General features: G+C 58.8%; 21 protein-coding genes and 1 tRNA gene. 5 read left to right on the top strand and 17 right to left on the bottom strand.

What is annotated here, in order from left to right; translation table 11 throughout:
- The coding region (locus tag WCT10_00655; GenBank protein MFA6603332.1) for a hypothetical protein at positions 1 to 1,929 on the bottom strand (1,929 nt) is incomplete at its 3' end.
- A 661-nt stretch (positions 1,930 to 2,590) separates the two neighbouring features.
- On the opposite strand from WCT10_00655, the gene WCT10_00650 reads away from it, so the two are divergent.
- Both WCT10_00650 and WCT10_00645 read left to right on the top strand, forming a co-directional pair.
- Positions 2,591 to 4,783: a hypothetical protein gene (locus WCT10_00650; protein MFA6603331.1), complete on the top strand. Its 2,193-nt coding sequence runs from the start codon at positions 2,591 to 2,593 to the stop codon at positions 4,781 to 4,783.
- 194 nt (positions 4,784 to 4,977) lie between these two features.
- A complete protein-coding gene (locus WCT10_00645; GenBank protein MFA6603330.1) occupies positions 4,978 to 6,870 on the top strand; it encodes a glycoside hydrolase family 3 N-terminal domain-containing protein in 1,893 nt (630 codons plus the stop codon).
- Positions 6,871 to 7,058: 188 nt separating this feature from the next.
- Here the strand turns inward: WCT10_00645 and WCT10_00640 are convergent, their stop codons facing one another.
- The 6 genes from WCT10_00640 to WCT10_00615 form a co-directional block, all read right to left on the bottom strand.
- On the bottom strand, positions 7,059 to 7,202 hold the full coding sequence (locus WCT10_00640; GenBank protein ID MFA6603329.1) for a GIY-YIG nuclease family protein: 144 nt from the start codon (positions 7,200 to 7,202) through the stop codon (positions 7,059 to 7,061).
- 385 nt (positions 7,203 to 7,587) lie between these two features.
- The gene (locus WCT10_00635; protein MFA6603328.1) at positions 7,588 to 8,001 is read right to left on the bottom strand and encodes a hypothetical protein; all 414 of its coding nucleotides are present in this window, start codon (positions 7,999 to 8,001) and stop codon (positions 7,588 to 7,590) included.
- A 131-nt stretch (positions 8,002 to 8,132) separates the two neighbouring features.
- Complete coding sequence (locus tag WCT10_00630) at positions 8,133 to 8,429, bottom strand: GIY-YIG nuclease family protein (GenBank protein MFA6603327.1); 297 nt, start codon at positions 8,427 to 8,429, stop codon at positions 8,133 to 8,135.
- A gap of 89 nt (positions 8,430 to 8,518) precedes the next feature.
- Entirely contained in the window at positions 8,519 to 8,647 is a 129-nt protein-coding gene (locus tag WCT10_00625; GenBank protein MFA6603326.1) for a hypothetical protein, read from the bottom strand.
- Between the two features lie 221 nt (positions 8,648 to 8,868).
- Positions 8,869 to 9,594: a hypothetical protein gene (locus WCT10_00620; GenBank protein ID MFA6603325.1), complete on the bottom strand. Its 726-nt coding sequence runs from the start codon at positions 9,592 to 9,594 to the stop codon at positions 8,869 to 8,871.
- Between the two features lie 2 nt (positions 9,595 to 9,596).
- Positions 9,597 to 9,947 (bottom strand): helix-turn-helix transcriptional regulator, encoded by a 351-nt coding sequence (locus WCT10_00615; GenBank protein MFA6603324.1) that lies wholly within the window; start codon positions 9,945 to 9,947, stop codon positions 9,597 to 9,599.
- A gap of 82 nt (positions 9,948 to 10,029) precedes the next feature.
- Here WCT10_00615 and WCT10_00610 point away from each other — a divergent pair, with 82 nt between their 5' ends.
- The gene (locus WCT10_00610) at positions 10,030 to 10,209 is read left to right on the top strand and encodes a hypothetical protein (GenBank protein ID MFA6603323.1); all 180 of its coding nucleotides are present in this window, start codon (positions 10,030 to 10,032) and stop codon (positions 10,207 to 10,209) included.
- Positions 10,210 to 10,506: 297 nt separating this feature from the next.
- Here WCT10_00610 and WCT10_00605 read toward each other — a convergent pair.
- The 5 genes from WCT10_00605 to WCT10_00585 form a co-directional block, all read right to left on the bottom strand.
- A tRNA-Gln gene (locus WCT10_00605) sits at positions 10,507 to 10,580 on the bottom strand.
- A 44-nt stretch (positions 10,581 to 10,624) separates the two neighbouring features.
- Positions 10,625 to 12,316, bottom strand: a complete 1,692-nt coding sequence (gene dnaX, locus WCT10_00600) for a DNA polymerase III subunit gamma/tau (protein ID MFA6603322.1) — start codon at positions 12,314 to 12,316, stop codon at positions 10,625 to 10,627.
- Between the two features lie 91 nt (positions 12,317 to 12,407).
- Positions 12,408 to 13,166 (bottom strand): hypothetical protein, encoded by a 759-nt coding sequence (locus WCT10_00595; protein MFA6603321.1) that lies wholly within the window; start codon positions 13,164 to 13,166, stop codon positions 12,408 to 12,410.
- Between the two features lie 343 nt (positions 13,167 to 13,509).
- A complete protein-coding gene (locus WCT10_00590) occupies positions 13,510 to 16,044 on the bottom strand; it encodes a DUF87 domain-containing protein (GenBank protein ID MFA6603320.1) in 2,535 nt (844 codons plus the stop codon).
- 1 nt (position 16,045) lies between these two features.
- The gene (locus tag WCT10_00585; GenBank protein MFA6603319.1) at positions 16,046 to 16,561 is read right to left on the bottom strand and encodes a hypothetical protein; all 516 of its coding nucleotides are present in this window, start codon (positions 16,559 to 16,561) and stop codon (positions 16,046 to 16,048) included.
- A gap of 122 nt (positions 16,562 to 16,683) precedes the next feature.
- Between WCT10_00585 and WCT10_00580 the strand changes: the two genes are divergently transcribed.
- The gene (locus tag WCT10_00580; GenBank protein MFA6603318.1) at positions 16,684 to 17,634 is read left to right on the top strand and encodes a magnesium transporter CorA family protein; all 951 of its coding nucleotides are present in this window, start codon (positions 16,684 to 16,686) and stop codon (positions 17,632 to 17,634) included.
- A 67-nt stretch (positions 17,635 to 17,701) separates the two neighbouring features.
- Here WCT10_00580 and cysS read toward each other — a convergent pair whose 3' ends face one another.
- The 4 genes from cysS to WCT10_00560 all read right to left on the bottom strand — a co-directional run bounded on the left by cysS (position 17,702) and on the right by WCT10_00560 (position 24,895).
- Entirely contained in the window at positions 17,702 to 19,135 is a 1,434-nt protein-coding gene (gene cysS / locus WCT10_00575) for a cysteine--tRNA ligase (protein ID MFA6603317.1), read from the bottom strand.
- A gap of 241 nt (positions 19,136 to 19,376) precedes the next feature.
- The gene (locus WCT10_00570; GenBank protein MFA6603316.1) at positions 19,377 to 21,941 is read right to left on the bottom strand and encodes a hypothetical protein; all 2,565 of its coding nucleotides are present in this window, start codon (positions 21,939 to 21,941) and stop codon (positions 19,377 to 19,379) included.
- Positions 21,942 to 21,967: 26 nt separating this feature from the next.
- A complete protein-coding gene (locus tag WCT10_00565; GenBank protein ID MFA6603315.1) occupies positions 21,968 to 24,082 on the bottom strand; it encodes a hypothetical protein in 2,115 nt (704 codons plus the stop codon).
- A 21-nt stretch (positions 24,083 to 24,103) separates the two neighbouring features.
- The gene (locus tag WCT10_00560) at positions 24,104 to 24,895 is read right to left on the bottom strand and encodes a hypothetical protein (GenBank protein MFA6603314.1); all 792 of its coding nucleotides are present in this window, start codon (positions 24,893 to 24,895) and stop codon (positions 24,104 to 24,106) included.
- 230 nt (positions 24,896 to 25,125) lie between these two features.
- On the opposite strand from WCT10_00560, the gene WCT10_00555 reads away from it, so the two are divergent.
- On the top strand, positions 25,126 to 25,782 hold the full coding sequence (locus WCT10_00555; GenBank protein ID MFA6603313.1) for a hypothetical protein: 657 nt from the start codon (positions 25,126 to 25,128) through the stop codon (positions 25,780 to 25,782).
- Between the two features lie 215 nt (positions 25,783 to 25,997).
- Here WCT10_00555 and WCT10_00550 read toward each other — a convergent pair whose 3' ends face one another.
- The gene (locus WCT10_00550; GenBank protein ID MFA6603312.1) at positions 25,998 to 26,579 is read right to left on the bottom strand and encodes a hypothetical protein; all 582 of its coding nucleotides are present in this window, start codon (positions 26,577 to 26,579) and stop codon (positions 25,998 to 26,000) included.
- Positions 26,580 to 26,609: the final 30 nt, after the last annotated feature.

Here is a 26,609-nt window from a genome sequence, read left to right as displayed (position 1 = left end):
GACCAGGCTCTCGGTGCGCTGAGTGGTCTGGGCGACGCCGTCGACCGTCCAGGCGACCGCGACTGAAGACTGATTGGTCAGGAAGCCGTTATCCGGGGCCGAGATGGCGACGACCGGGGGCATGGTGTCGGGTGTGACCGTGACCGAGGCTGTGCCAACGTTGCCAGCGACGTCTCTTCCCGTGACCACCAGCGTATTAACACCCTCGGACAATTGAACCCAACAGATAAAACTGAATCTATACGGCGGTGCCGGCGGTACCTGACTGGTATTGCATTCCAGAGATACGGCTCCGGTCACTGTTACGCCGCCCGACATGGTGTTCGCGGAATCCAAGTATTGACCCTGGATCTGCATTGAAGAAGACGCCATCGACGCGCCATTCGCCGGAACAGAGATCGTCAGTGTCGGAGCGATGCTGTCCTTGCTGACCGTGATGTTCGGCACCATGGTGCTGTTACCAGCATTGTCCGAAGCGGTGACGTAGAACTGATTGTTGCCCTCCTGAGCCAGGGAGACGGCCGGACAGCTCCAATTATTGCCGACGACGGTGCAGATCTGCTGCATCATCATGCCGCCCATGGGCATGACCTTGACCGAGGCCAATCCAGACCCGCCAGCATCAGAGACCGTGCCAGCGAAGTCGATCGTCGCCGAGGAAGTCACCACATTTCCGAAGATGCTCGGCTGAGTGACCGACAAAGACGGAGCGATGGTATCGGTGAAAACAAATATCTGACTCAACACCCGGGCCGGGACGGTTTGGGTCGTAGTAGTGCCGTTGCCCAACTGGCCCTGGGAGTTCTGCCCCCAGCCCCAGACCGTGCCGTCGGACTTGGATGCCATGTACCAGTTATAGCCACACTGGATATCCTCAACGCCCGAGAGGCCGAGAACCTGGACGGCCAGTGGTCGGTCAACAAGGACGCTACTGCCATCGCCGAGCAAGGACCTTCCCCAGGCCCAGACCGTGCCGTCGGACTTGATGGCAAAAGAGCCATAACCACTGGAAGTTGCAGCGATGCTGACCACGCCCGAGAGGTTCTGAACCTGGACCGGGCTCCAACGATCGGTGAGAGTGCTGTCCCCGAGCTGACCAGCAACGTTCATACCCCAAGCCCAGACCGTGCCGTCGGACTTAAGAGCGAGGGAATGATTCGTACCTGCAGCCACGTCAACCACGCCCGAGAGTCCGGGAACCTCGGCTGGGGCGTACCGTTGCATGTTGGTACCATCGCCCAGTTGGCCATAGTTGCCATATCCCCAAGCCCAGACCGTGCCGTCGGACTTAAGAGCGAGGTTATGACCGTAACCAGCAGTGATAGCGATCACGCCCGAGAGGCCGGGAACCTCGGCCGGGACGCCAGTCGCAGACGCATTGCCTAACTGGGCTATACCGTTATTTCCCCAAGCCCAAACCGTGCCGTCGGACTTAAGAGCGAGGGAATGATAAAAACCACCAGTAACAGCGATCACGCCCGAGAGGCCGGGAACCTGGACCGGGGTGAGGTAGCTAGCGGCAAGGCTGTCGCCCCGCACTTGTTTGCGATCGTTCGAACCCCAGGCCCAGACTGTGCCGTCGGACTTGACCGCAAGGGAATGATTGAAGCCTGCGCCCACGACGATCACACCCGAGAGGCCGGACACCTGCACAGGGGTCAGTCGGTTCGTGGTAGTGCCGTCGCCCAGCTGGCCAAGCGCATTATAACCCGAAGCCCAGACTGTGCCGTCGGACTTGACCGCAAGAGAGAAGTTGGTGCCGGCAGCGAACTTACCCTGGGAGCCCGTTGCTTTCGCGACATCGGTCGCGCCCAAGAGCCCGATCATCAGGGCAAGCGCTGCGAACACTGACGTCCGCAGCGGCTTGATAAAATACTTTTTAGACATAAACGATTGGTATTCGTTTCGATTTATTAGACGACTGTTCATGAGACTTACATATGACTGACGGATAAAAATAAAAAAAATCGCCCCTATTTATTTAGGGCGTGTATTAACAAACTCAAGATCTTTGGCCGTGATCCAAAACCGAAACACAACGAAACAAACTGACCGTCCGAATTTTTGTGTATTCATGGCAACAGGCCCCCCTCCGGGCGATGCCTTATGCAGCCCTTATTTTGCGACTGCATAGTTATTTTATCAAAGATCAAGAGGGACCGCAAGAATCGCTATGGGGGTAACTTAGCGCTTGGAAGCAACAAACGCTCTTTAAGGCCGAAATAACCTGAAACAAGGAGCAGTGAAGCAAGGAAGCGAGTAAACGGTGAAGAGGTGAGGCGAGGGAGATGTGGAGCTACGTCGTTCGCGAACGACGTAGCGAAGATACGAAGAGATGGAGCGATGGCTTCGCGGCTGGAGCTCCGACTGTTTCATCATTGAAAACGGAGAACTTGAGGCAGTACGGCGTTCCAGCCCCGCCAGGTAGATTCCTCGCCGCGTCGAGGAGTGGTCCCTGGCGGCTTATCGCCCTGGTCCCGGAAATACCGCTCCCCCGCCGCCAGCCTGGCCGCTGGCTTTTGTTCCGGCGTCAAGGTTGGTAGACTAAAGACTGGCCAAGCTGAAGATCAGCCGCGAACGGCCAATGCCTATGAAAAAAACAACCCTCTTCCTACTCCTCGGCGTCTTCCTATTGTCCGGCCCGGCCGCGGTGCGGGCGCAGGATGTGCGCCAGGGATTCGATCCGAACGTCCTGATCCAGGACCGGTCTTTTAGCGATACGCGGGCCCTGGGCGGCGCGGAGGGAGTCCAGAAATTCCTGGAATCGAAGAACAGTATCCTGGCGGATGTCTCGCTGGATTTTCTGGCGCGGCTCAACGAACCAGCCGACCCGTACCTCAAATTCGCGCTCGGCGATCCCGGCTGGAACCTCGGACGGCTGCGAACGGCCGCGGAACTGATCTGGGACGCCTCCCAGACCAGCGGCCTCAATCCCCAGGTCATCCTGGTCACCCTGAACAAGGAGCAAGGTCTCGTCACCGCCGCGTCCTGTTACGAGCGATCACAGCTCCAGCGGGCGCTCAATCACGCGATGGGTTTCGACTGCCCCGACAGCTCCGGATGCGGAAACCTGTTCCCCGGTTTTTACTACCAGCTGTTCGGCAATCTCGACACGAGCGGCAACCGGTATCTCGGAGCGGCCAAATCGCTGATGCGATCCTTCGCCACGCCCGGCGGGCGCGGCCCGAGCATCAACGGCGTCCCGGCAAGGATCGGCGACCGGATCACTCTCGACAACACCCTCGGCGATTTCCTCGGCATTCCGACGCAGCAGACGGTGACCATCGGCAATTCGGCCACGGCCGCGCTCTATCGCTACACGCCGCATGTCTTCAACGGCAACTATAATTTCTGGAATTTCTTCACGTCCTGGTTCAAATATTCCAACGGTACGCTGCTGTCGTCCGCGGCCGACGGATTGACCTACATCATTCAGGACGGCTTGCGGCAGCGCGTGCCGAATTTCGTGGCTGCGTCGCGCCAGCTCGATCTGGCCGCCGCCGTGAAGGCCTCGCCGAACGAACTGAACGACTACCCGCCCGGACCCGCCTACGGCCCGGCTGACAACACGGTCATCATCGCCGACAACAAGCTTTTCGCGTTCCTGGACGGCGTCATGCATCCGGTCACGAGTTTTGTCCTCGCGCAAAGGAAGCTGAGCGCGATCACGCCGCTGCCGGTCGCACCCGAGGAAGCCGCGCTGTTCACGCCCGGCTCCCAGCTGACCCCGACCGACGGCACGATCCTGCGCGGACTGACGGACGTCAACGTGTACCTGGTCGAAAACGGTTCGCTGAAAAAATTCAGCCTCTTCACTTTCCGCCAGCGTGAGGCGGCCAAACTCATGCAAAAGATCGCGGACGACGAGATCGCGCTGTATCCCAAGCAGGGCTACGTCGCCCCGCTCTCCGGAACCCTCATCAAAGCCCGATCCGACAGCGGTCTGTACGTCATGAGCGAGGGGCGCCGCCTGCCGCTCACGCCCGAACTGTTCAAGAACCTGGGCTTCAGACAGAAAGACGTCGTGACGCTCGAGACGATCGACGAAATGGCCTCCATCCCCCTCGGCCCGCCTTCGACCCCGCGCGAACTGACGTATTTCTCCATCGGCGATTCGCCGGAACTGTTCATCTTCAAGAACGGGGCGAAACATCCGATCTTCCCCTTCGTGGCCAAACAGCGGCGCATCACGCCTGATTATCGCTTTGAAGCCGGCATCGTGAGCGGCTGGCCGGATGGGATCGCTGTGCCGCCCCGGGACAACACGCTTGTGAAAAGCGCCGCCACCACGGCCATCTACACCGTCAAGAACGGCCAGCTGCGCCGGCTGACGGCGGAATTGATCAAGAATCTCCGGCTCAATCCCAAGCAGGTCGTCACGCTGCCCGACTACGAGATCGCCGCTTTCGCCAAGGGCGGCTATGCCGAACCGGCGGACAACACTTATTTCCAGATCGCTGGCACGAAGGAATTCTATCTTTTCCGGAAAGGCGCCAAACATCGGATCTACCCGCTCGTCGCCGCCCAGCGCGGCATGACTCCGGACTTCACGTTCGAAGCCGCGGTCGCGAATGATTGGCCAGCAGACCTCCCGGTCGCGCTGCGCGAAGGGACGCTGGTGAAAAGCGATGCCGCCGCGACCGTCTATCTGGTCTCAGCGGGTAAATTGCGCCCGCTGACCGACACTGCCTTCAAACGCCGCGGCTACAGCCTGAAAAAAGTGAAGGTGCTGGCACAGGCGGAACTGGACGCCTTCCCGCAAGGCGCCCCACTGGCGAAGTGAACCCGGCCAACGCCAGACGCGGAATAATCTGCTAATCATCAGGATAATCAAAAATCCGCCAGGTTGCGCCTGCCGGATTTTTGGATATTTTCCGGGGTTCGTTAACGACAAGGCCGACACGTCCCGGTCGGGACGGGGTCAGTGAATGCCAAAAAATGCCGTAAAGATGCTAAGATTCTACTAAGATACAACATATGATCACCTTTTCGTGGAAAAAAATAGTCGCTTTTGCCGCGCTGAGCACGACCTTAATCGTGGGGGCGATACTTTTATCGAGATTATTCGCACCCGATTCTACCGCACCCGCTCCGCCGAAAGAAGCAGGGTATCACGATGCTTCACTTCCGGTCGAGGATCGCGTGAAGGATCTGCTCGGCCGTATGACGCTCGATGAGAAAATCGGGCAGATGGCGCTCGTGGAAAAAAACAGTCTCAAGAAAACGGAAGATATTGTCATATACGGGATAGGCGCGGTCCTGAGTGGCGCTGGCGGAAAGCCGGACGACAATACTCCAAAGGGATGGAAGGAGATGGTCGAACGGTTCACTGACGCGGCGCGCGGGACGCGGCTCGGCATTCCCCTGCTGTATGGAACGGATGCTAATCATGGGAATGGCAACGTGCCGGGCGCGACGGTGTTCCCGCACTTCATCGGACTCGGAGCAGCGAATGACCCCGGGCTGACGGAACGCATCGCGCGCGCGACCGCCGAAGAATCAGCTGCGATGGGCGTCCGATGGCATTTTTCGCCGACGTTCGACCTGCCGAAGGATATCCGATGGGGAAGGATTTACGAAACGTTCTCGGACGACCCCGAACGCGCCAGCTCCATCGGAACGGCATATATCCGAGGTTTACAGCGCGTTTCCGGAAAGGACGACCGGATCGACGTACTGGCGACAGCAAAGCACTACATCGGGCTGGGGAGCATGACCTGGGGGACGTCGACCAACAATGACTTTCATATCGACCAAGGCGTCGTGCCGGACGATGACCCCGTGGCGATGAGCGACGCATATCTGCCGCCGTACCGCGCGGCGCTCGACGCAGGCGCGATAAGCGTCATGGCCGGACTTGCCTCCTGGGGAGGCAATGACATTTCAGCGAACAGATATCTTCTGACGGACGTGCTCAAAAAGGAACTGGGCTTCCGGGGATTCGTGGTGTCCGATTGGTACGGAGTGTATGCGATCTCAAGGAACGATTACCGTTCGCTCGTTTCCGCCGTCAACGCCGGCATCGACATGGCCATGCTCCCATTCGACTACGGAGGATTCGCCTCAGACATGCGCGAAGCGGTCGTCAACGGCGACATTCCGCAATCGCGCATCGATGACGCCGTGCGTCGCATCCTCCGCGCGAAATTTGCGATGGGTCTTTTTGACGAACAAGGTGCGACGGTGCCTGGTCTTGAAGTCGTCGGCTCGCAAGAACATCGTGCGATCGCGCGGGAAGCGGTTCAGCGTTCGCTTGTGCTGCTCAAGAATCGGAACAAAACGCTTCCTATTTCGTCCGACGCACGCCTTATCCGAGTGGCAGGAGGCGCAGCAGACAACATAGGCAGACAGGCTGGCGGATGGACGGTCGAGTGGCAGGGAATCGACGGGAACTGGCTTCCGGGTGCGACGTCCATCCTCGCGGGCATCCGTGCCGCCGCGGGCAAACAAACGGCCATCGAATACGACCTGAGGGGGGACTTCCAAGAAAACGACGTCGCTGACGTGGGGATCGCGGTCGTGGGGGAAAAACCGTATGCGGAAGGATGGGGAGACAACGCGCAACCACGTCTCGACGACGCCGACCTGGCCGCGATCGCGAATCTTCGGAAGGCGAGCAGAAAAATCGTCGTAATCCTTGTCACCGGCAGACCACTCATCATTACGGACGAAATTCCGACATGGGACGCGGCAGTAGCTGCCTGGCTCCCCGGAAGCGAAGGCGAAGGAGTCGCCGACATGCTTTTTGGCGCGTCGCCGTTCACCGGCACCTTGCCCTTACCGTGGCCGCGTACTGTCGAGCAGCTTCCGATGGGACCGGACGGCCTAGCGGATGACGGCAGCGCGCCGCTTTTCCCTCATGGTTTCTGATTACGGAGAAACGCGGTCGGAAAAATTACGATTTAAGTTGAAACACAATGGAATAGCCTGAACCTGAGATGCACCTGATGAAAAATACTCTCTCAGTATGGCACAGAGGGTCGTCTTGCCATTAGTCGTCTTAAAATACCGTTCCCGTCGTCGTGCATCCGCAGCGCTTGGATACGCCTCATAGAAAATCAAATGACGGGAAGTCGTTTTGCCGTAGAGATATTGTTACCCGATTGATGTCCATAAAGTCTTCTACGCAGGTCGTTCGTCATGCCAGCATAAAAGTTTCCGTCGCGGCTGCTTTGTAGGACGTAGACGTAGGTGAATTTCATACGGACGGGTTCTTACCGCATAGCCGCGTGTCGCGTCAACTGGCCCTATACCAGTCGCTGCGCTCCGGTATAGGGCACGAACCACTCACCCTTCGGTAACATAAAACACCCGCTTGCTCTGGAAGCGAGTCATGACAGACCATGAGTGGCCTGCCATGAACCCGAGCCCGGAGGGCGAGTGGTTCGTGGCTGTGAGACCCGGTCTGGAACACCACCGGGTCAGGCCGTTGAGAGGTTATTGGAGCGCCGAATGAGAACCGCGCCGACGGCTCCCGGTCGGAGTCAAAAATGAGACACGGTGAGAATTCCGTTGGCCGGAATGCCGTGTCTCATTTCGGGCGCTTAGCCTCTATTCCTGGCGCATGATTCGCGCCGGCGCTGAATCTCAGGCGAACGTAGACCTGCGACGTGTGAACCCAGCCTCCTGAAGAACCAGACCTGTCAGCCAATAACATAACGGATAGAGTACAGCGATTATCAGGTCAAAATAAGCGCTGAACAGTAATCCCGGCCCCTTGATCCAAAGGATGATGCCGAGAATCCCGAAATAGAATAGGTGGTACAACAGACTACCTAGTGTACCCCACCGCCCCATCGCGGCTTTGATGAGAGCCACGACGAGTATGAGGACCAAGCCGCCGATCACGAACGGCAGGAGATGCCAGATAGTTGGCTTCAGTGATTCGATTGTCGACTCGAGAATGGCCGTCGCTTGGGCGGTCGCCTCAGCCTGAATCTTCTGAAAGAAATCAGGCGGGATGATTGACGAGATGTTGAGGGTTGAAGTTGATGACGACATAAGGGTGATTCATAATTTATGGAATGAGATTGATTGAAATCGAGGATATACCGGCCGCTTTCTAAACGGTCCAGCCGCGACCGCTGGCCGGGATGGGATCGCCGAAGTCCCATCCCGGCCCCTTCTTTTGTCTACCTGACCCCGCAGAGCGGGGCGTAGACCGTGCGGAGGCGGGATTCCTTCGCTAAGCGGACCCGTTCGTTCGCTTCGCTGTGGAACCATAGCTCGCTTCCGCCGCACCTCTTCCAGTCGGGCTTGCGTTCGTGGCTCGGAATGCGCCGGCCGAGGTCGTCGGTCTGTCCGACGTCCACAACCTTATCCCTCGCCGGAGTGAGGACGAGGTAGATCCCAGCGACGCCATTGAACTGGCCATCGATAGAGTACGGCCCACTGAACTGATAACCGAGGATGTCCATGGTCTGTGCCATAGTTTGTGCCTGCCGTGTAGCCCAGCCGCGTCGCCGCGACTCGGCGCGGGACGGCGGCTCTTATACCGGCCGTCCCGCGCCTTACGCGTCTACTTGCGACGGATCCTGAACCGTTCGGTCTCGGTGGTTCGGGGGTGGCGATCGGCGTATCGCTCCGTCACGAACTTCCCGGATTCCGAGCTCCGGTGGACCGTCTTGTGCGCGGGTCTGTAAGCCATAAGCAGGCTTATGTGAATAAGTCCGGGCCTAACGGGGATGGAAACGCGATTGCTTCCGTGGTACAGTTCGACCAGCATCTCCTCCAAGAGAGCCCTGCACCGGCCCCGCGTCGGCGCCGGGAACGGCGGCCCCTAAAGGCCGTCGTTTCCGTTTCCGACGTAATCAGACTTCGTATATTGTAAGCGGACTTAGCGGACATGGCAAGTAAAAAAATTTCCTGTCAAGACCGCGATATGGAGAACCCCAGTTTTTCGAGGCGGATACGGGCGACGACAGGATTCACGTCAAAGACGTCCGACAGCCTTTTTGCGGCGACGATGGCGACACTCCCCTCCAATGACGTCTGCCCCGACTTAGGCGAAGGTGCCGCGAGTTGAAATTCGGCCCGGAGCAGGCTGTCGACAAGCGGGCGCGGCATTAGGAGCGGCCCGATCATGGCGTCTGCTTGCCACTCCCACCACCTGTAGCCTCCGGCGGCGTTCGTGCCGATGTCGCGACAAAGGAAACGCGGATCGGACAGGTCGATTCCTGCTACGGCAGCGGGCGCGTTTGTGCTCCTCCCGAGTAATGCGCCGCCCTTACGTCCGCTGATGGCGAACAAGTAGGCGTGCAGCAAGCAGTGTCCGGCCTCGTGGGCGAGGGTCGCATTTGTCCTTCTCCTGCCAACATCGGACGTGTCCTCGCCCAACTCCTTAGAAATCATTATGTCGGTCGGGCCATTACTGCCAAAGGTCGTCAAGCCGAGAATACCATCCGGCAGCTCGGCGCAGTAGTCCGGAGTCACACCGAAACGCTTCACTATAAACGCCTCGATACGAATTGGTTCAGGGCTGGATGGAAGAAAACCCGCCTTCCGCAATTCACCAAGCGCTAACAGCTCAAATTCGACCGTTTTGAATACGGTCCTTTCCTTGAACGGCGAGCTGGTGGTGCGAAATTGCAGCATGACTATTTCTTGCCCATTTTTCTTAGCATCTTTTTCAATTCTTCGTAATCCTCATCATTCTTTAGTTTGCCCCGCATCAAAAAGCCAAGTTCCGGGTCCATCTGGAGAGTGCGCCGCTTTATATCCTCGACCACGGGTTTCGGGTCGTAGGCTTCAAGCTCCGCGTTTCTAATACCTAAGACCGAGGCCATTCTTTGGATTATTTCCAGGCTTGGGTAGCGCCTGCCGAGTTCAACATCCGATACAAAGGCCGGGGAAAGCTTTAGCTTCGACGCGAATTCCCTTAGCGACAGGCCCTTATCGTCCCTTAGATCCCTGATGCGTTGACCGATCGTTTGACTATTACTCACCATAGTGTAAGCTTATTATGCGTACAAGCGTATTTCCACTGTACGCCAGTCGGTCCAGACCGTCAACATCGGTTGTTATCACGCTATGAAAAAGAGGATTGTCCTCCAACTCACCGACCTCGCCCTGCACACCCGGACCTTCCGTCCGGCTAAGACCCTCGAGGGCGCAACCAAAATCGGCCCCAACGGTGAGCCGCGCGGTCGGCTCTACACCAATGGCCGAGCCGCTCATCTCGAAGGAACTTTTCGACCGGGTCCAGGCTAGGCTGAAGCGCGATAACATCCAGCGTACGGACGGCAAGGAGTTTGCCTTCACAAAACTCATGAGGTGCGGGGTCTGCGGCTCGGGCATCACGGCGGAAGAGAAACTCAGGAAACGTTCGGACGGTACGTTTCGCGACTTGGCGTCGCAGGGCCTCCATGGGGTCGGACTCGCGGTTCGACCGATAACTGAGCCTCATCAAATCGGCAATATATTGTAATACCCCGCCGTCCAGTTTCCTTACCCCTCCCGGTCTTGGGAATAACAAAATGAGACCTAGGCGTCTAGGTCTCATTTTGTTGGCTGCGGGACTAGGACTCGAACCTAGATAAGCAGATTCAGAGTCTGCTGTCCTACCATTAGACGATCCCGCATCGTTGATTTTTAGCGGCCATTCGGCGACGCGCCCATCGCTTCACTACTCCATCACTCGGCCTCCAAAGGCCGCGGCGAGGCTGTCGACCGGGGTGGCTGGAGCGGCCGCGGCAGCTGCCGGCGCCGGATCATTATTAACCATTTCCACCTTTCTTTCAAGTACCAGGCCCTCCATGCGGACGGGTTCGGCCAAAAGCGCCGACATGGCCTTTTCGGCAGCCTGGCGGTTCTTGGCGGAATTGAACTTATCCCGGTGAAAGACGTAATTGAAGCCGACCTTGACGACGCCGCCCGCGATCTCGACCGGCTCGGCGACTCCCAGGAGGAACGTCAAAGAATGATTCTCTTCGCCGACCAGGCGCAAGAAATCGCCCCATTTGGCGCGGACGGCATCAAGATCGAAACCGCAAACGCATCCGACCGTTGTCGGCGGAGCGGCGGCGGCTGGCGGCAAAACTTCGTCCTGTCTGACCGCTGCCGGAACTGTCGGCTCGATATGAACCGCGCGCGGGATCTCCGGCGCCGCTTCGATCTTTTGCACCGGCGCGGCCGGCGCTTTAGGAGTGGCCAAAGGCGCGGCTGGCTGAACGACCGGGCGCTTGGTCGGCGGCGCTGGCCGAGGCGACTCCTCGACGATGTCGGTCATACCGGCGCAATAGCGCGCGACGGCGATCTCAAGCGGCAGCTGCGGCGGCTGGCAGAGTTTGACGTCGCGGCGTTTCTCGATGAAGAGTTCCAGCAGTTTCACCAGGTCACCGACCTCGCGGAGTTCGCGCCAGCCTTCGAGCTGGCGTTTCTGTTCCTCATCCATATCGATGACCACGGCGCTGACGTCGCCTGTGACCTTGGCAAGCAAGATGCGGCGCAACAGCTCTATGACGTCGCCCGTGAACTGATCGGCGTCGATCCCCTCCTCCGCGCTGTCATCAATCACGGACAACGCCGCGCGGCCGTCGCGCCGCAGCAGCGCTTCGGTGAACGCGCTGACCAGGGCCGTACTCGACCGCGGCAGGACGACGAGCGCTTCGTCATAACTCACGCGCTTGCCGTCGCCCAAGGACAATACCTTGCCGAGCAGGCCCTCGGCGTCGCGCAGACAGCCGTCGGAATTGCGGGCGATCTCTTCCAGGGCCCGCTTGTCGACTTTGACGCCCTCGCGCTCGCAGATGCCATGCAATCTTTCCACCAGGTCCGCGAACGGGATCTTCCGGAAATCGAAACGTTGGCAGCGCGAGATGATGGTCGGCGGCACCTTGTGGAGTTCGGTCGTAGCGAGAACGAAAACGGTCTGCGCCGGCGGCTCCTCGAGCGTCTTCAGGAGCGCGTTAAACGCCTCCGCGGTCAGCATGTGGACCTCGTCGATGATGAAGATCTTGTATTTGAGCCGCGACGGCGAGAAACGGGCGTTCTCGATGATGTTCTCGCGCACGGCGTCGATGCCGCGATGCGAAGCCGCGTCGATCTCGATGACGTCGAGGGTCTTGTTCTCGTTCACGGCCTCGCAGCTCTCGCATTTGCCGCAGGGCTCGCCGCCCCGGCGATCCAGGCAGTTCAGAGCCTTGGCCAGAATACGAGCGATGGTCGTCTTGCCCACGCCGCGCGGCCCGGAAAAAAGATAGGCGTGCGCCAATTTGCCGGTCTCGACCTCAAAAGCCAGGGTCACTTTGACGTGATTCTGGCCGGCGATGTCGGCCCAAGACTGGGGGCGATATTTGCGGTAGAGGGTCTGGGACATGTTCTGCGTTAATCACAGCCAGGCGGAATCGCCGGGCGCGTCTGGTCCATTATATCCGAGTTCCGAAGCGTGCGCACCTCCCCCGTCAAGACTACGCCAGGGGGTTGCGTTTGATGATGTTCTCGACAGCCGCCCACTTCGACGGAGTGCTCTTCGGCACGAGCAGGACCGCCTCGTCGCCGGGTTCACCTTTGAAATACGTGACGCTGGCTTTGATGATGTTGAAGCGGCGATTCTCGGTAGCGGCGTAGAATTCGCCGATCGTGGCGTCGAAGCCCAGAGTGCCCATGACGCGGGAACGCTCGATCGGGCCGATCTGCTTATAGATAAAGGAACCTTTGGGGGTGATCGTCAGCTTCAAGAGATCGCCCTCGACCAGTTTGGACTTGGAAGCGTAGTTAGCCGGGACGGTGTAAATCTTGCCATCAGAGCCGACCATGTTGGCGCCGTCGAAAACGCCTTCGATGACGCGTCCTTCGACCGACGGCAGGCCCTGCAGGTCGGCGTCGCTCATGGCCGGACCGCGAGCCGGAGTACTGTTCTCGACTAGCGGGCTCGAGCCGCCCTCAAGCAACCGGATGATATTGGCGATATCGCGCTCGATGGAGCGAAGCGCTTTGAGGCAGACGCGTTGTTTGTTGGATTCGGAGAGCACACCCTCGGATTCACCGTTCGGCGCGGCCGGAACCGGGGTTGCGGCTTCAACGGCTGCAGACCCTTCAACTGATTGATCGGCTGTCGGAATGGGAATAATAGCCGGATCCGCCGCCGGCACGGACGCGGCCGGAGACACAAAAGACGCCGTTTCTGGCGCCTGAATATCATTGTTCGGAATGAGATTGTCCTCCATAGCTTTGTTTTGGTATTAATGGCTATAGGCGGCAATAAGATGCCGTGTTGGCGTAAAAGATACCACCAGTCCAGCTGACGGTCAATGGCCTTTTTGTCCGGACTTTTTTGGCTCTAAAAACAGGAATATGAATCTTATTTGATGAGTCGGCAGGACAACCAGACCCGGATGATAATGAGACCCTTCTCCGCCGGAGGCGAGCCAGCTCTGATTTTTTATCTGATAGAAATTCTCTAAAACTATCTGATTGTTTTTCGTGAAAACTATCAGATAGAATCTGATGGATTTCTATCTGATAGAAATGCTCTAAAACTATCTGATTGTTTTTTCGTGATCCAGCCGCCTATTTGGCGGGCGGAGCGGCCACGGGGATGCCGCCGAGCTGGGTGCGTTCCAGGATCTCCTGTTCGACGATGGCGCGGTCGCGACCGTACTTGAGGCGCGAGAGCATGCGGATAGCCTCGGCGATCCGGCGGTCGGGCTTGACCGGCGGCGGCGGCGAAAAATTGAACGGCCGCGACGACTGGTTGTCGATCAGCATCTTGCAGTTATAAGTGAACTTCGCCGCGTTCACGAGATCGAACGCGCTGAACACGGGCTGGAACTCCTTCTCCAGGAACTGCGCGTCCTCGATGCCGACGCGTCCGATCATCATGGTGCCGGCGTTGCCGAGCACGGCGTCGCGGATCTCGTTATCCCCTTTCGGCGACAGCTGGCCGAGATACTGATGCGACAGGTACAGCGACAGGGCGTATTTGCGGGCCTCGGACAAGATGGTGGCGATCGACGGCGTGATAAAATTCTGGAACTCGTCGATATACAGATAGAACGGATTGCGCTTCTCGGCCGGCATGTCGGCGCGGCCCATGGCGGCCATCTGCAGCTTGGTCACGATGATGAGGCCAAGCAGGTTGGCGTTGATGTCGCCGATCTTGCCCTTCGAGAGCGCCACGAGCAGGATCTTCTTGTCGTCCATGATCTTACGGAAGTCGAGAGCGGATTTCTGCTGGCCGATGATGTTGCGCATCATGCCGTTCTCGACGAAGCGGCCGACCTTGGAAATGAGATAGCCGAACATCTCCGATTTGTGGAAATCCGAGGTCTTGGCGATCTCCTTCTGCCAGAAATTCAGCACCACCGGATCCTTGACCTTGGCGGTCCACTGCTTCTGGTATTCCGGATCGACGATCAGGCGCGGAATCTCGGCGATGGTGCCGGGATTCTCCCGGTCGGACATGAGCGTCAGCATGAAATTCCGCATGTTGTGCTCGAACATCGGGCCGATCATCTCCGGCGGGAAGAGCTTGTAGAAGATGGCGATCATCTCGCCGGCCACGTAATCTTTCATCTCGTCGCTCGGCGACTCGAGCATGTTCATGCCGATCGGCCGCTCGACGTCCGAGGGATCGAAAAGCACCACATCGTCGGCGCGCTCTTTCGGAACCATGCCAAGCACGGTCTCGACGAGGTCGCCGTGCGGGTCGATGATGCACAGGCCATCGCCGTTCTTGATGTCCTGCGCGGCGAGATTGGCGATGAACTCGGATTTACCGGCGCCGGATTTGCCGATGCAATACATGTGGCGCATGCGGTCGCTCTTCTTGATGTGGACCGGGGTCTTCACGCCGCGATAATCGATCTGGCCCAGATAGAGGCCTTCTTTCGGGATGTTCTGCGGCGGCGGCGCCTTGCGGGCGGTGAGCCAGCGGATGTTCGGCGTCTCGGTCGACGGCAGCGGCATGTGATAAAGGCTGGCCAGCTCCTCGCTGTTCATGACCATGCCCGCGTCTTCGATGAAATGCCGGAAGATGAAATTCCGCACGACACTGTCCGAAGACTCCTTGCTCTTGAGCAGGAGATTGCCGAACTGCGGCAGGCCGTACTGGCCGAAAGCGGCGACGATGTTGTCGAGATAGAGCTTCGCCTGATCCTTGGCCGCGGCCGACGCCACGACGCGGATATTGACGTCGAGTCCCATCTTGGCAGCCTTCTCCTGGAAAGATTTGACCATCTCGTCGTCCATCGGCGACAGCCGGTATTCCTTCGGCGGCCCGGCTTCCTTTTTCTTGGACGGCGCGAACAGCTTGTTGAACTGCGACAATGCACCGCGATCAGCCATGACCTGCTTGTAGGACTTGCCCTGCTGCATGGCCGACGCGATCGACAGGGCCGGCTTCCGCCAGGACGAATCCGCCGACCGCACGACGACCTGGATGCCGGCGCCATCGTCCTTGCTGACCTTGGCCAGCGCGTTCGTCAGCGAATTCAGCGGGTCGGATTCCAGCTTGCGATAGGTCTTGATCGGAAAATAGGACGCCTGCCGGAATTTCAGGCTTGCTCCGGCCACGACGCCGCGGGGCACGAAACAATTGTAATCCGCGACCTCCTCGATCTGGGCGTGCGGATACTGGGCGTGGATCTGCTGGACGACGTAATCCTGCAGACGCGGCGACATGGAGATATAGAACGAAACGAGGCCGTGATCAGCGACAATCTCGAAAGAGACGGTGTCCTCGCGGCCGAGCACCCCCGCCTTCATCCCCTTTTCCGGATTCAGGCCGCCGATGGCCGCAAACACTGCTTCCATCACGCCGATACTTTCCTGAACCTCCTGCAGCGATTTTTCCTGGGAGCCGGACTCGCCTTTTTCCTGAGCCTCCTTCGGCACAGTCACGAGCAGGACGGCGCGCTTGAACGCTACGCCTGTCTGGTAGACGCGCCGGCTGACGGCTTTGACAATGGCCCAGACGACAAGCAGTGCGACAACGGCCGCGGCGGCATAAACAACGGTCCAGAACAGCGGCTCAGTCATGATCTGGCTGATCGTGAGATTCGCCGGCAAGCCCGGAATATTCAAAGGGATATTCAACCAATCCATATCAGGTCGCGCTGACTTCTTTTTCTTTCTGATGCTCTTGGGCAAGCAACAGGATCTTATCAGTCTTGATCTTGGCCTCCTGCTCCAAAAAATAGCGATTGACGCCGGGAATCATCTTTAGCCACTGGAGGATCAATTTCAATACGTCCTTGGCCCGGATCTTGGTCTGTTCAATCAACGAACGGAGCCGCAACGCGGTCGCTTCACCCTCGGCTTTGAACCTGGCGCGCGCCGCCGGCGGCATGGCCAGATAGACCTCGACCAGATTCTCTTCGAGGACGCGTTCGACGCGGATGTGATAGGTGTCCTTGGCGGCAACGGGTGCGGCGGCGGACTTGGCCGGAACCGCGGGAACCGAGGCGGGCTGGGCTTCGTTCTGAGCCGCGACGGCAGCATCAACCCGCTCGACGCGTTCTTTTTCGCGCGAGGGCTCCTGTTCGTGTGCGATAGCTTGTCCGGGCTGCTTTTCGACGCCTGGCGCCGGCCGCAGCAGCTCCCGATTCTCGCCTAAACCCATAGTTTCACCGGCTGAACGGTTACTTTATAAGTATACAATAAAATCGCGCTGCTTAACAGGTGGCTCCGCCGAAATAAGGCTGAAATTTGGTGACCGCCGGGCAGGCATGATAAAATTGACCTATGATCAATAACATCAAACGCAACGGCCTCAAAATACAGACCTACGAACGGGAGGGGTTCAAATGGGTGGATATCACCCAGCCTTCGGCGCGAGCGATCGGCGCGCTCCGGGAACAATTCCCGTTCTTTCTGGATATCGACCTGCGCGACTGCCTGCCGCCGAACCAGCGTCCCAAATTACTTGAACGCGAGCAGTACATCTTCATAGTCCTGCTGTTCCCCTACTTCGACGAGAAGACCCGGGTCATCAAAGCGACCGAACTCGATCTCTTCATCGGCAAGAATTTCGTGGTGGCGAACCATGAGGGCGTCCTGAAGCCGCTCCTCGACCTGGCCGAATGTTTCTCCGGCCAGAAGCCGCTCTGCACCCTCGAAGACATGACCAACCCGGCGGTGTGGCTGCACTCCATCCTGAACTCGCTGCTCGCCGGCTGTTTCCCGATGCTCACCCACCTGGCGAACGACATCAATGCGCTCGAATCCGAGCTGTTCCGCGAAACGAACGCCGAGACCATCCGGGAGATCCTGCGCGTGAAATCGAACATCGTGGACATGCGCAAGATCATGCAGGGCCACAAGCACATCATCGAAAAATTCATGTCGTCGGCGCACCGGATCGTCAACATGAATAATCTGTCCGTCTACTACGTGGATCTGGTCGAACACACCAAAGAAATCTGGGACTTCCTCGACAATGACCGCAGCACCATTGACGCGCTCTACGAATCCTACGTCTCGCTCGTGACCTTCGAGACCAGCCAGTCGACCAAGGCGCTGTCGGCGCTCGCGCTCATCATCTTCCCGATGAACCTGGTCGCGGCCGTCTTCGCCATGCGCGCGGACCACATGCCGTTCCTGGGCTGGCCGGGAGATTTCTGGTTCATGCTCGGCACCGTCTTCCTCGTGATGACCGTCACGGTCGGCTACCTGCGCCGCAAAAAATGGCTGTGACCGGCAGCCGCTATTCCGCACCTAAAAGCCGCCCCGTGGAGGGCGGCTTTTTGATGATGATCGGAGGCTAGACGCGTCTTATCCGGCGGCCGGCGGGAGTATCCTCGACCTGGAAGCCGGCGGCTTTGATCTCGTCGCGCAGGCGGTCGGACTCGGCGAAACGCTTCTCGCGGCGAGCCTCGTCGCGGCGGTCGATCAGCAGTTTCACGCTCGCTGGCAGCTCGGCCTCGGTGACGTTGCGGCCGAAAGCGAAACCCAGCACCTCGCCGACGGTCTTCATGAACTTCACGGCGGCCTCTTTTTCTTTCAGGGTCAGCTTGCCGGCGGCCAAGGCCTCGTTCGCCTCGCGGACCAGATCGAACACGACGGCCAGGGCGCCGGCGACATTCAGATCCTCATCGAGCGCGGCGAGAAACTCCTTACTGGCCTTGCCGGCGGCTCCAGCCGTGCGTCCGGCCAATTCAGTTGAATAAGCGGCCAGGATATCAACGAAAGAATCCAGGCGATCGAGCGCGCCGCGGGCGGACTCGAGACCTTGCAGGGTGAAATTGAGCGGCTGGCGGTAATGCGTGGACATCAAGAGATAACGGACCTCGCGCGGCGAATAACCCTTGGCGATCAAGTCGTCGAGCGTGTAGAAGTTGCCTTTGGACTTGGACATCTTCTCGCCGTCGACCATGAGGTGCGTGACGTGGAGCCAGACGCGAACAAATTCGCGACCGGTCGCGCCTTCGGCCTGGGCGATCTCGCATTCGTGATGCGGGAACTTGTTGTCCTCGCCGCCGGTGTGGATATCAATGCTCTCGCCGAGATATTTCATGGACATGGCCGTGCACTCGATGTGCCAGCCCGGATAGCCGCGGCTCCAGGGCGCGTCCCACTGCAGGAGATGTTGAGGGTTGTGGATCCAGAGCGCGAAATCAGCCGGATGTTTCTTCTCGGAACGGACCTCGACGCGAGCGCCGGGATTCAACCCTTCGATGGAATTACCGGAAAGCTGGCCATATTTCGGAAACGCGGCCACGTCATAATAGATGCTCGTGCCGCCATTCTCCTCGACCTTGTAGGCGAGGCCGTTCGCCAGCAGCTTCTCGATGACGGCGATCATTTCCGGAATGTGTTCGCTGGCTTTGGGATAGACATGGGCGCGCCGGACGCCAAGGCGGTCGATATCGCGGAAAAAAGCTTCGGTGTAGAAAGCGGCCACTTCCTGAGGCGTCTTGCCGACCTTGCTGGCGGCGGCCTCCATCTTGTCCTCGCCGACGTCCGCGTCCGCGAGCATGTGGCCGACATCGGTGATGTTCATGACCTGCTTGACCTCGAGTCCGCGCGCCTCAAGGTGGCGTCGGAGGAGATCGGCGAGCAGGAACGAGCGCAGATTGCCGATGTGGACGTAATCGTAGACCGTGGGGCCGCAGTTATAAACGGTGACCGCGCCCTTTCTGACGGGCTTCAGCGGTTCGGTCTGTTTGGTGAGCGAATTGTGCAGTTTGATGGCCATAGATACGAGCAGGATACGCCTTCCGGGCGGCTTATTCAAGTGAGGCTGCGAGACCTCATTCAGGCTAAAACCGCCTCATCTCGCTCTAATCATAAAACCGCCAGACGATTTTTCGAGAGACGGAGTGCGGGAGAGACGGAGTGCGGGAGTATGGGCTCAAAACCGTCTGATGATTTTAAAATCAAATCAACGCCAACCAAAAAGCCGCTCCACACGGAGCGGCTTCGACTCCAATCCCGGATCATTCATCCCAATAAAGGCACCTCGCCGCGCAACAAGCATCGGAATCATCATCAGTCTCGATCTCCATGGCCCAGTAAGATCCGGCATCAACCACTTTGCACCAGCTATCCTCGTCTGCACCATCGATATCCCTGAGGCCCACCCAAGTCAGGAAACACATGTCCCGACCGGTTTTAGCCCTGATGTAATACGACAAAGGATTGCCCTGCCCGTTATAGATACACTGAGACCACTCACTGCTGACATGCAGCGTGTTATTGAGCGTGACATCGCCAGTCAGATGTATCGTATTCATGTACGACACGTCGGAAGGATTGACGTATTTAGCGGCATCATCAAAGTCTACGAAAGCCCGAGCGACAACGGCGTTCAGTTTAGAGATGGAGTTGGGGTCGACGTAATAAGTCGCGTCGTTCTGATCGACAAGTGCCGGCGCCAACACCGACTTTGCATTGTAGCTGCGGACATAGGTGGGATCGGTCATATACCAGCCGCCGGCATAAGTGCCGTTATACCAACCAGTATCACCGTACGTGCGATGCCAACCAGCGCCATCGTCAATCACGACCGCTCCATCGACTGTGACGCCGCCGTTGGCCCCCAAAGATCCGGCCACGGTCACCGTGCCCACCGAGCCGACCGTGCCATTGCCGCCCGAGACGGTCAGAGTCGGCACAGTCGAGTTCAATCCGACCGTGAAAGTGTTGTTCGCGGCGTTCACCATCTTTTGGGAAGTATCAAGGCCCGAGCCGATGGCGATCGATCCCTGTCCGGTCGCACTGACGGCGGTGCCGATGGCGAAACTCGGTCCGACGCCAGCGGCGCCGGCCGTCGCGCTGTTGCCAATGGCCACGGAGTTGTATCCCGGAGCGGCTGACATATAACCCAGCGCGACCGAATAATTGCCGCTGACAGTGTTGGAGGTGCCGATGGCCACGGAGTTGATGCTGGTGGCCGTCGAAGTGTATCCCATCGCGATCGAATAATTGCCGCTGGCGGTATTGGACCGGCCCAGCGTCGTGGCCGCGTAACCGCTGGCGAGGTTGTTGCCGCCAGCGCTGAACGACATGTTGCCGCTGGCGGTACTGACGTAGCCCAGGGCCGAGGACCAATTACCGGAAGCAACGACGCTGTAACCGATCGCGGTAGCTCCAGTCATGGTCGCCTGGCCGTTGCCGGCGGCGAAAGAGTACTGTCCGGAAGCCTTGGACTGCGAACCGAACGCCGCGGAGTAATAACCGATATTGGCATCGTCCCAATAATCCGAATAACCGTAGCCGGCGCGGAAAGCGCCTTTCACGGGAATCCACATCAACCGGAAACCATTGCCTGATGTCGGCGTGGCTCCGACGTTGCCGCTGAACAACACCGACCCTCCCTGAACCTCGAACGCGGGGTTGCCGGCGGCCGGCGTCGTGCCGCCCACGACCACGATACCGCTATCCTTGACCGTCAGTTTGGTATTCGCGCCGACATCGCGCAGCTGCAGGATATCCTTGCCAGCCGCACCATCGACAATGAGGGCGATGTTGGGATCCGCGATGGCGTGCGCATTGCCGGAAGCGTCAACGAAAAGACCGCCGTCAACCGACAATTTTTGCTCAGGCGTCGTATCACCGATGCCGACATTCACGCCGTCATCCGTAATGGTCGAGTCACCGAGGGTTGAAACACCCGTGAACTTGGCGACCTGATTCGTCGTGCCATTGCCGCTCAGACCAGACGCGAAGGTCTGCCAGGTCGCTATACCGGTCGCATCCGAGGTCAGGACCTTGCCGGCACCGGCGTCAGTCGCGAGCTGCAGAGCAGTCAATTGAGCGAGGCCATCGACGATCAGATTGAAAGTCCCGCCGCCCCAGTTGCCTAAATTCAAGATCGAAGGACCAGCATCATCAACGCGAATCGCCTTGCCAGAGGGCAGATAGATGTCGCCCTGGCCATTGGCGGTGCTGGTCAAGACAAGATTGCCAGCCGTGGACTTGATGTCGCCCTGGACGATGGCCGAACCGGAGTCGCCGCTCGGCAAATTCTTCTGGATGAACGGAGTATCGCAAGCGCAGGTCGAACTGTTGAAAATAAAACCCGGCGAGCAGGAAGTCACCATGCAGGTGTTATTGCCGCTGCAAACGCTCTGGCCGGACGGACAACCCATCTGGCTGCACTGACCGGTGAAGACGCCGTTCACGGGACAACCGGAGGTGCCGGAGCAGGACGCGTAGGCGACCGAAGTGGCCGCGGTGCAGTTGGGAACGCTGCCGCAGGGATAACCGGTATTGCAAACGAGCGGGCAATTCGCCTGGCCGCAGTCACGCTTCTGCGAATCCGGACACATGGTCTTGGCGTCCAGGTAGCAAGAATAATTCGGGGCCGAACCGCAAACCGCTTTGCTCGGAGTCGAAGGACAGCTGAACGGCGTGGTCTTCGGACTCCGATTCTCGGCGCGACAGGCATCCAGACAATCCCACTCCGCCGCCGCCGGAACCGGCAAAACCGCGAATCCAGAGAGGGTCAGAAGACCCGTGATGAGAAAGGCTGTCAGACGCGGAGATGACGGATTAGCCATAGGATCGGAGTGAAAAATTGATGAGATCAGGGTTTGCAACAGGCGACCGGCAAAGCGACAGCGCAAGAGGTCGCATAACCGATGCCGCCGTTCGCATCGAAGGACCAGAAAGCGCCGTAACCGGTCGATGTCGTCCAACCATTACAGTCGTTGACGGCTGGCGCGGTAAAGCCCGGCGGACCGGAAGCGACCCAAGCCGACTGGCCGACGAAGAGCGACCATTCGGCCGCGGACAGACAATAAGAGCTGCGCAGAACCTCGTCCGGCGTGCAGACATGCTGTTTCTCATCCGGTTCGGCGCCGCGGCAAATGGTGTCCAGACCTTTGTATCCGCCCTGGCTGCCGTTATAGGCCGCCGCGGTCAGCTTGTAGATCTTGCCGCCGGTGCATTCGTCAGCCGCCAGCATGTAAGCCCAGTCGGCATTGCCGGAAGCATCGCTCTGCATGACGAAACCGTCAGTGGTGGGTTTGGCCAGTTTGAACTTGTTGGCGGACAGCGTGCCATCGGCCGCTGAGATGCGCACGGCGTTCTTCAGATCGTCGGTCACGCCGAGATTGACGTTGCGGAAAAGAAGATCCTCTGTGGCGTCATCCATGCCCATGTACCACTGCTCGGCATCGCGCGCGCGGTCAAGCCGCAAGCCGGTCCACACTTTGGCCAAGGGCGGGCCGGAAAGACGGGTGATGGGCAGGACGGCTTCGCTGCCGCTGATATCTAGGCGGAAACCTGGCGTTGTCTCGCTGATGCCGATCCGGGATCCGTCATTATATAAGAAACTATTCTTGATCCACGCGGCCCCGTCATAACGGAGCGTGTCGCCGGCCGCGGCCGTTTCCGGCAGACCGACCAGATTCTGCCAAGTGCCAAAACCGTTCGCATCCGAAGTCAGAACATATTTATCCGCGGCGCCGCCGGACATCTGAAAACCCTGCATAGCGACGGTTCCCCGAACATCAAGCTTCTGATCCGGCGTGTCGGTGCCAAGACCGACATATCCGGCCGTGCCAGCCGCACTGCTGATGACCAGATCGTTAGTCGTGGCGTTGCGGCGGATGATGAACCGATCGTCAAAGGTCTCGAGTCCCAGGAACCACTTCTCCGCTTTCTGTCTCGCGAGCGACAGGCCGGTCCAGAGAGCGCTGCCGGTATCCTGATTCAGGCGCAGGATGACGCCGCCGGTCTGACCGAAGATGTCGAGGGTTTTTTCCGGAGCGACCGTACCGATGCCGACATTGGCCGTATCATTGGACAACAGGGTTGAGGCGGTCCAGTTGGAACCGTCGTAGCGCAGTGTAGCATTCGCAGCCGCGGATTCCGGCAAGCCGAGCGGCCAATAGTCGCGGCAGACCGGAGCGGTCTTGCCGAGACACAACCGATCGGTCTCCAGAGTTTCAGGTTCCGTCGTAAGATCGCCGCTCAGCGTCGAAATGCCGTTCGCCATGAGCGAGCCGTAGACGACCGCTCTGACGCCGGTCGCGCCGGCGCCCCAGTTGCCGATGTTCAAAATAGTCTCCCCCGCACCGTCGGCACGAATAGCCTTACCGTCAGAAAGAGTCAGATCGCCGGCTGTCAGAGACATGTTGCCCGCGATCTTGATATCAACATCCTGCGGCACGACCGTGGTCGGCAGAGCATAAGAGGCTTTGGTCAGGACATACTTCTCCACACATTTCTCGGTACAAGGATCGTACACTGCCGGCGACGGACACGAAGCGCTGGTCGTCGCTTTACAAAGATCGCCGGGGCACATCGTGAAACTGGCCTTGCACCCGCCGCAAACCATAGTGTCGTCCGCGGCGCTGCAGACCGAAACCTTATTCAGAGGATCGCAAGTCGCATTGCTCTTCTGGCAGATGTACGCGCCGGAGCAGCTGTTCGGTTTATCATCCGGGCAACCGCAGGCGCAGGTGCCGCAGATCAGCTTGGTCTTCTGGGTGTCGGGCGCGATGGGACAGGTCGGCTCCAGCTGACAGGTATTGCCGCACCAGCGATTGGAGCCGGTGCAGCTGATGGCTCCCGTCGGATCCGTGGCGGGACAAACAAAAGCGCTGGCCGGAGCCATGACGACGAAAACCGAACAAACCATTGTTCCGATAATAACGGCGGCTTTGGCGGCGAGATGATCGGTCAGACGCTTCATAGACAAATAATGGTTTGATGCTCAACGGCAGCAAGCGAAAACGACATCCTGGTTGCAGGTGGTCAGGAATCCCTGGCCGCCGTTCGACGACTGGAACCGCCACATGCGTCCGAGATGATTCGCTAGTTTGGATTGCCAACCCTGGCAGTCGTTGGCTGGCGCCGTGTAACCGGGAGGTCCGTCCTGGATCCAGGCTTCCTGTCCGTTGATGGCGACATCCTTGATCTTCGAACCGGCGCCGGCGCACTTGATGCTGTTCAGGATCTCGGCGGTCGCGCAGACGTGGGCTCCGGCGCCGAATTGCGGCACGCACAAAGTGTTGGCCGTGAAATAACCGCCGGCGGTGTCGTTCAGATTGCCATTGAATTTGAGAGTGGTGACGCCGCGGAAGACGGGACCGAAACAGCCGCTCACGGAAAGATTGCCGTCGCGGTCGAGGGAGGCGCGGTCGGTCCAGACGCCGGCGTCCGAAGTCTGCAGGAGCAGCAGGCGGTCGCCAGCGTTCATGTTCGCGTAGGGCGCGAAACCGTAATAAAGATTCTGGCCGCCGAGGTTCTTGCCCAGATCGAGGCCGATGTCGCCGACGGAAATGCCGACGGGTTTGCCAGCCTCAGCCGGACCACCGCCGTCAATCTCGATCGCGGCCGCGGCCTGCTTCGCGGTGGTGTCGGTGCGATTCCAGACCGTGACCGGAATGTTGCCTTCCGGCGGCTGGGCGCTGGGCGGATTGAAGGTGGCGGCGAAGACGGAGCTATCGCTGGCACCGAACAAGATCTGAAAAACCGCAGCCGCAAACACGAAAACAACCGCCATCAACGCGATGTGAGATCTTTTTCCTGCACCCCCCGGCTTATTGTCTCGTTCCGACATATGACGACATCCGATCTTGCCTCAAGACCGGCTCTTATCTGAGTGGCTCTACTATATCATATGGACGAGCCAAAAAGCAGGCGCATCATTTCAGTTATCCACAATCTTATTCGAGCCTCAAAAAGAGCCGGTGGTATACTGAAATCAATCTGAATCTTAAGCCGGATCTATCTATGCAAAATTATAAGTCTGCGGTGGCCGCGCTGGTCATTGGCGCGCTGGTCATTGGCGGAGCCGGCGGTTATTACCTGGGCCTGAACAAAGCCAGCGCCTTGGCCGCTGTTGCGACTAAGAACAAAATCCAGGAACTGGAAGCCAACTGGCTGAAGGTACAGGGTCTGGATCTGCAGCAAGGACAACAGAAAGTCGAAGTGAAACTCATCAACGGACGGATAGTGACCGTCGGCCAGGACTATCTCGAGATCGAAACTTCGACCGTGCCGACGAATCCCTTTGCCGACCCGCTGCCAGCCAAGCGGCGCATCACGCTCGCCGAGGGCGGCAAGGTCCTCCTGGTCTCGCTGAAGTCGGACAAAGAGATCGCGGGAGAGCTGGCGGCCTTCGAAGCGGCGCAAAAGAAACTACTGGCTGAATCGCTGAGCGGCAAAATTACGGAACCGCTGATCATACCGTCGAGCGAGAAACTGACGGAGATCGCGATCAAGGATCTTCAGGCGAACACCAACATCCAAGTCGTGGCCAGCCAAGACATCGAGTACGCGGAAACGATCAAAGCCGTGGAAATAAGAGTGGCCGCCGCCGCACTGGAAGAGATCATCGCGCCGCCCAGCGCGCCGCCGGCTGCCCCGGTTGAGGAAAAAGTCCCGTAAACATTACCGCCGGACGCTGACCGAAGCGAACAAATATCTTGATCAGCGAATAGCGTCCCTCGCGGACGCTATTTGTTTTCAGGCGGACTCGAAGCGAGAGTCGTGATACGAACAGCTGGTGCGAGAATGAGACTGCGCGGTAAAAATCTGGCGCGTCTCGCCCAAGCAAAAAACCCGCGGCGAGCGGGTTCGGTCGTATGTTTTTGGTCGAGCGCTCAGTCCCCTTTCAACGTCACCATCGCCATGATCGGAGCGACGATCCAGATGAACTTGCCGCCATCGGAAAGGAAAAGCGAACGGGTGAACGGCGCGAGATGGCTCACGGCGTCGGCGGGCAGGAGCGAAAGCGTGATGCTCACGAGCAGACCGACGTGCAGGATCGAGAACGCCAGGACCTGCCACCATTTGCCGGACGCGAGATTCGAAAAAGTCTTGAGCAGCACCGAGCGCGACAGGAGGAAGAACAGCAGCACGAAGATGCCGACGAAAGCGCCGATGCGGAAAGCCGCAATCTGGCCGCCGGCCCTGGAGAAGCGGAGCTGGTCAATGAACGGCGCGTTCGAAACCACCGCGAGCGCCATGTAGATGGAGACGAGGATCACGACGATGCGGTCGCGGCCGAGCGACAAGCCGTAGAGGAACACCGTCACGACGAAGAACAGGACGATGAACAGGTCCCAGGAGGGCGCCGACCAGTTGATCTGGTTGACATAATCAGCCGTAGCGTTGCCGACTTTGACGACTTCGGCGACGACGTCCGGCGAATTGGTCACGACTTCGGCTTGGAAGAGAAACATGGCTGTTGGATGCGCCAATTGATTCAAGTA

The organism is Patescibacteria group bacterium (assembly GCA_041667185.1).
GTDB lineage: Bacteria > Patescibacteriota > Patescibacteriia > SG8-24 > SG8-24 > JBAYFM01.
Note: the sequence above shows the minus strand (reverse complement) of the source record. Positions and strands in the feature narration are given on the sequence as shown.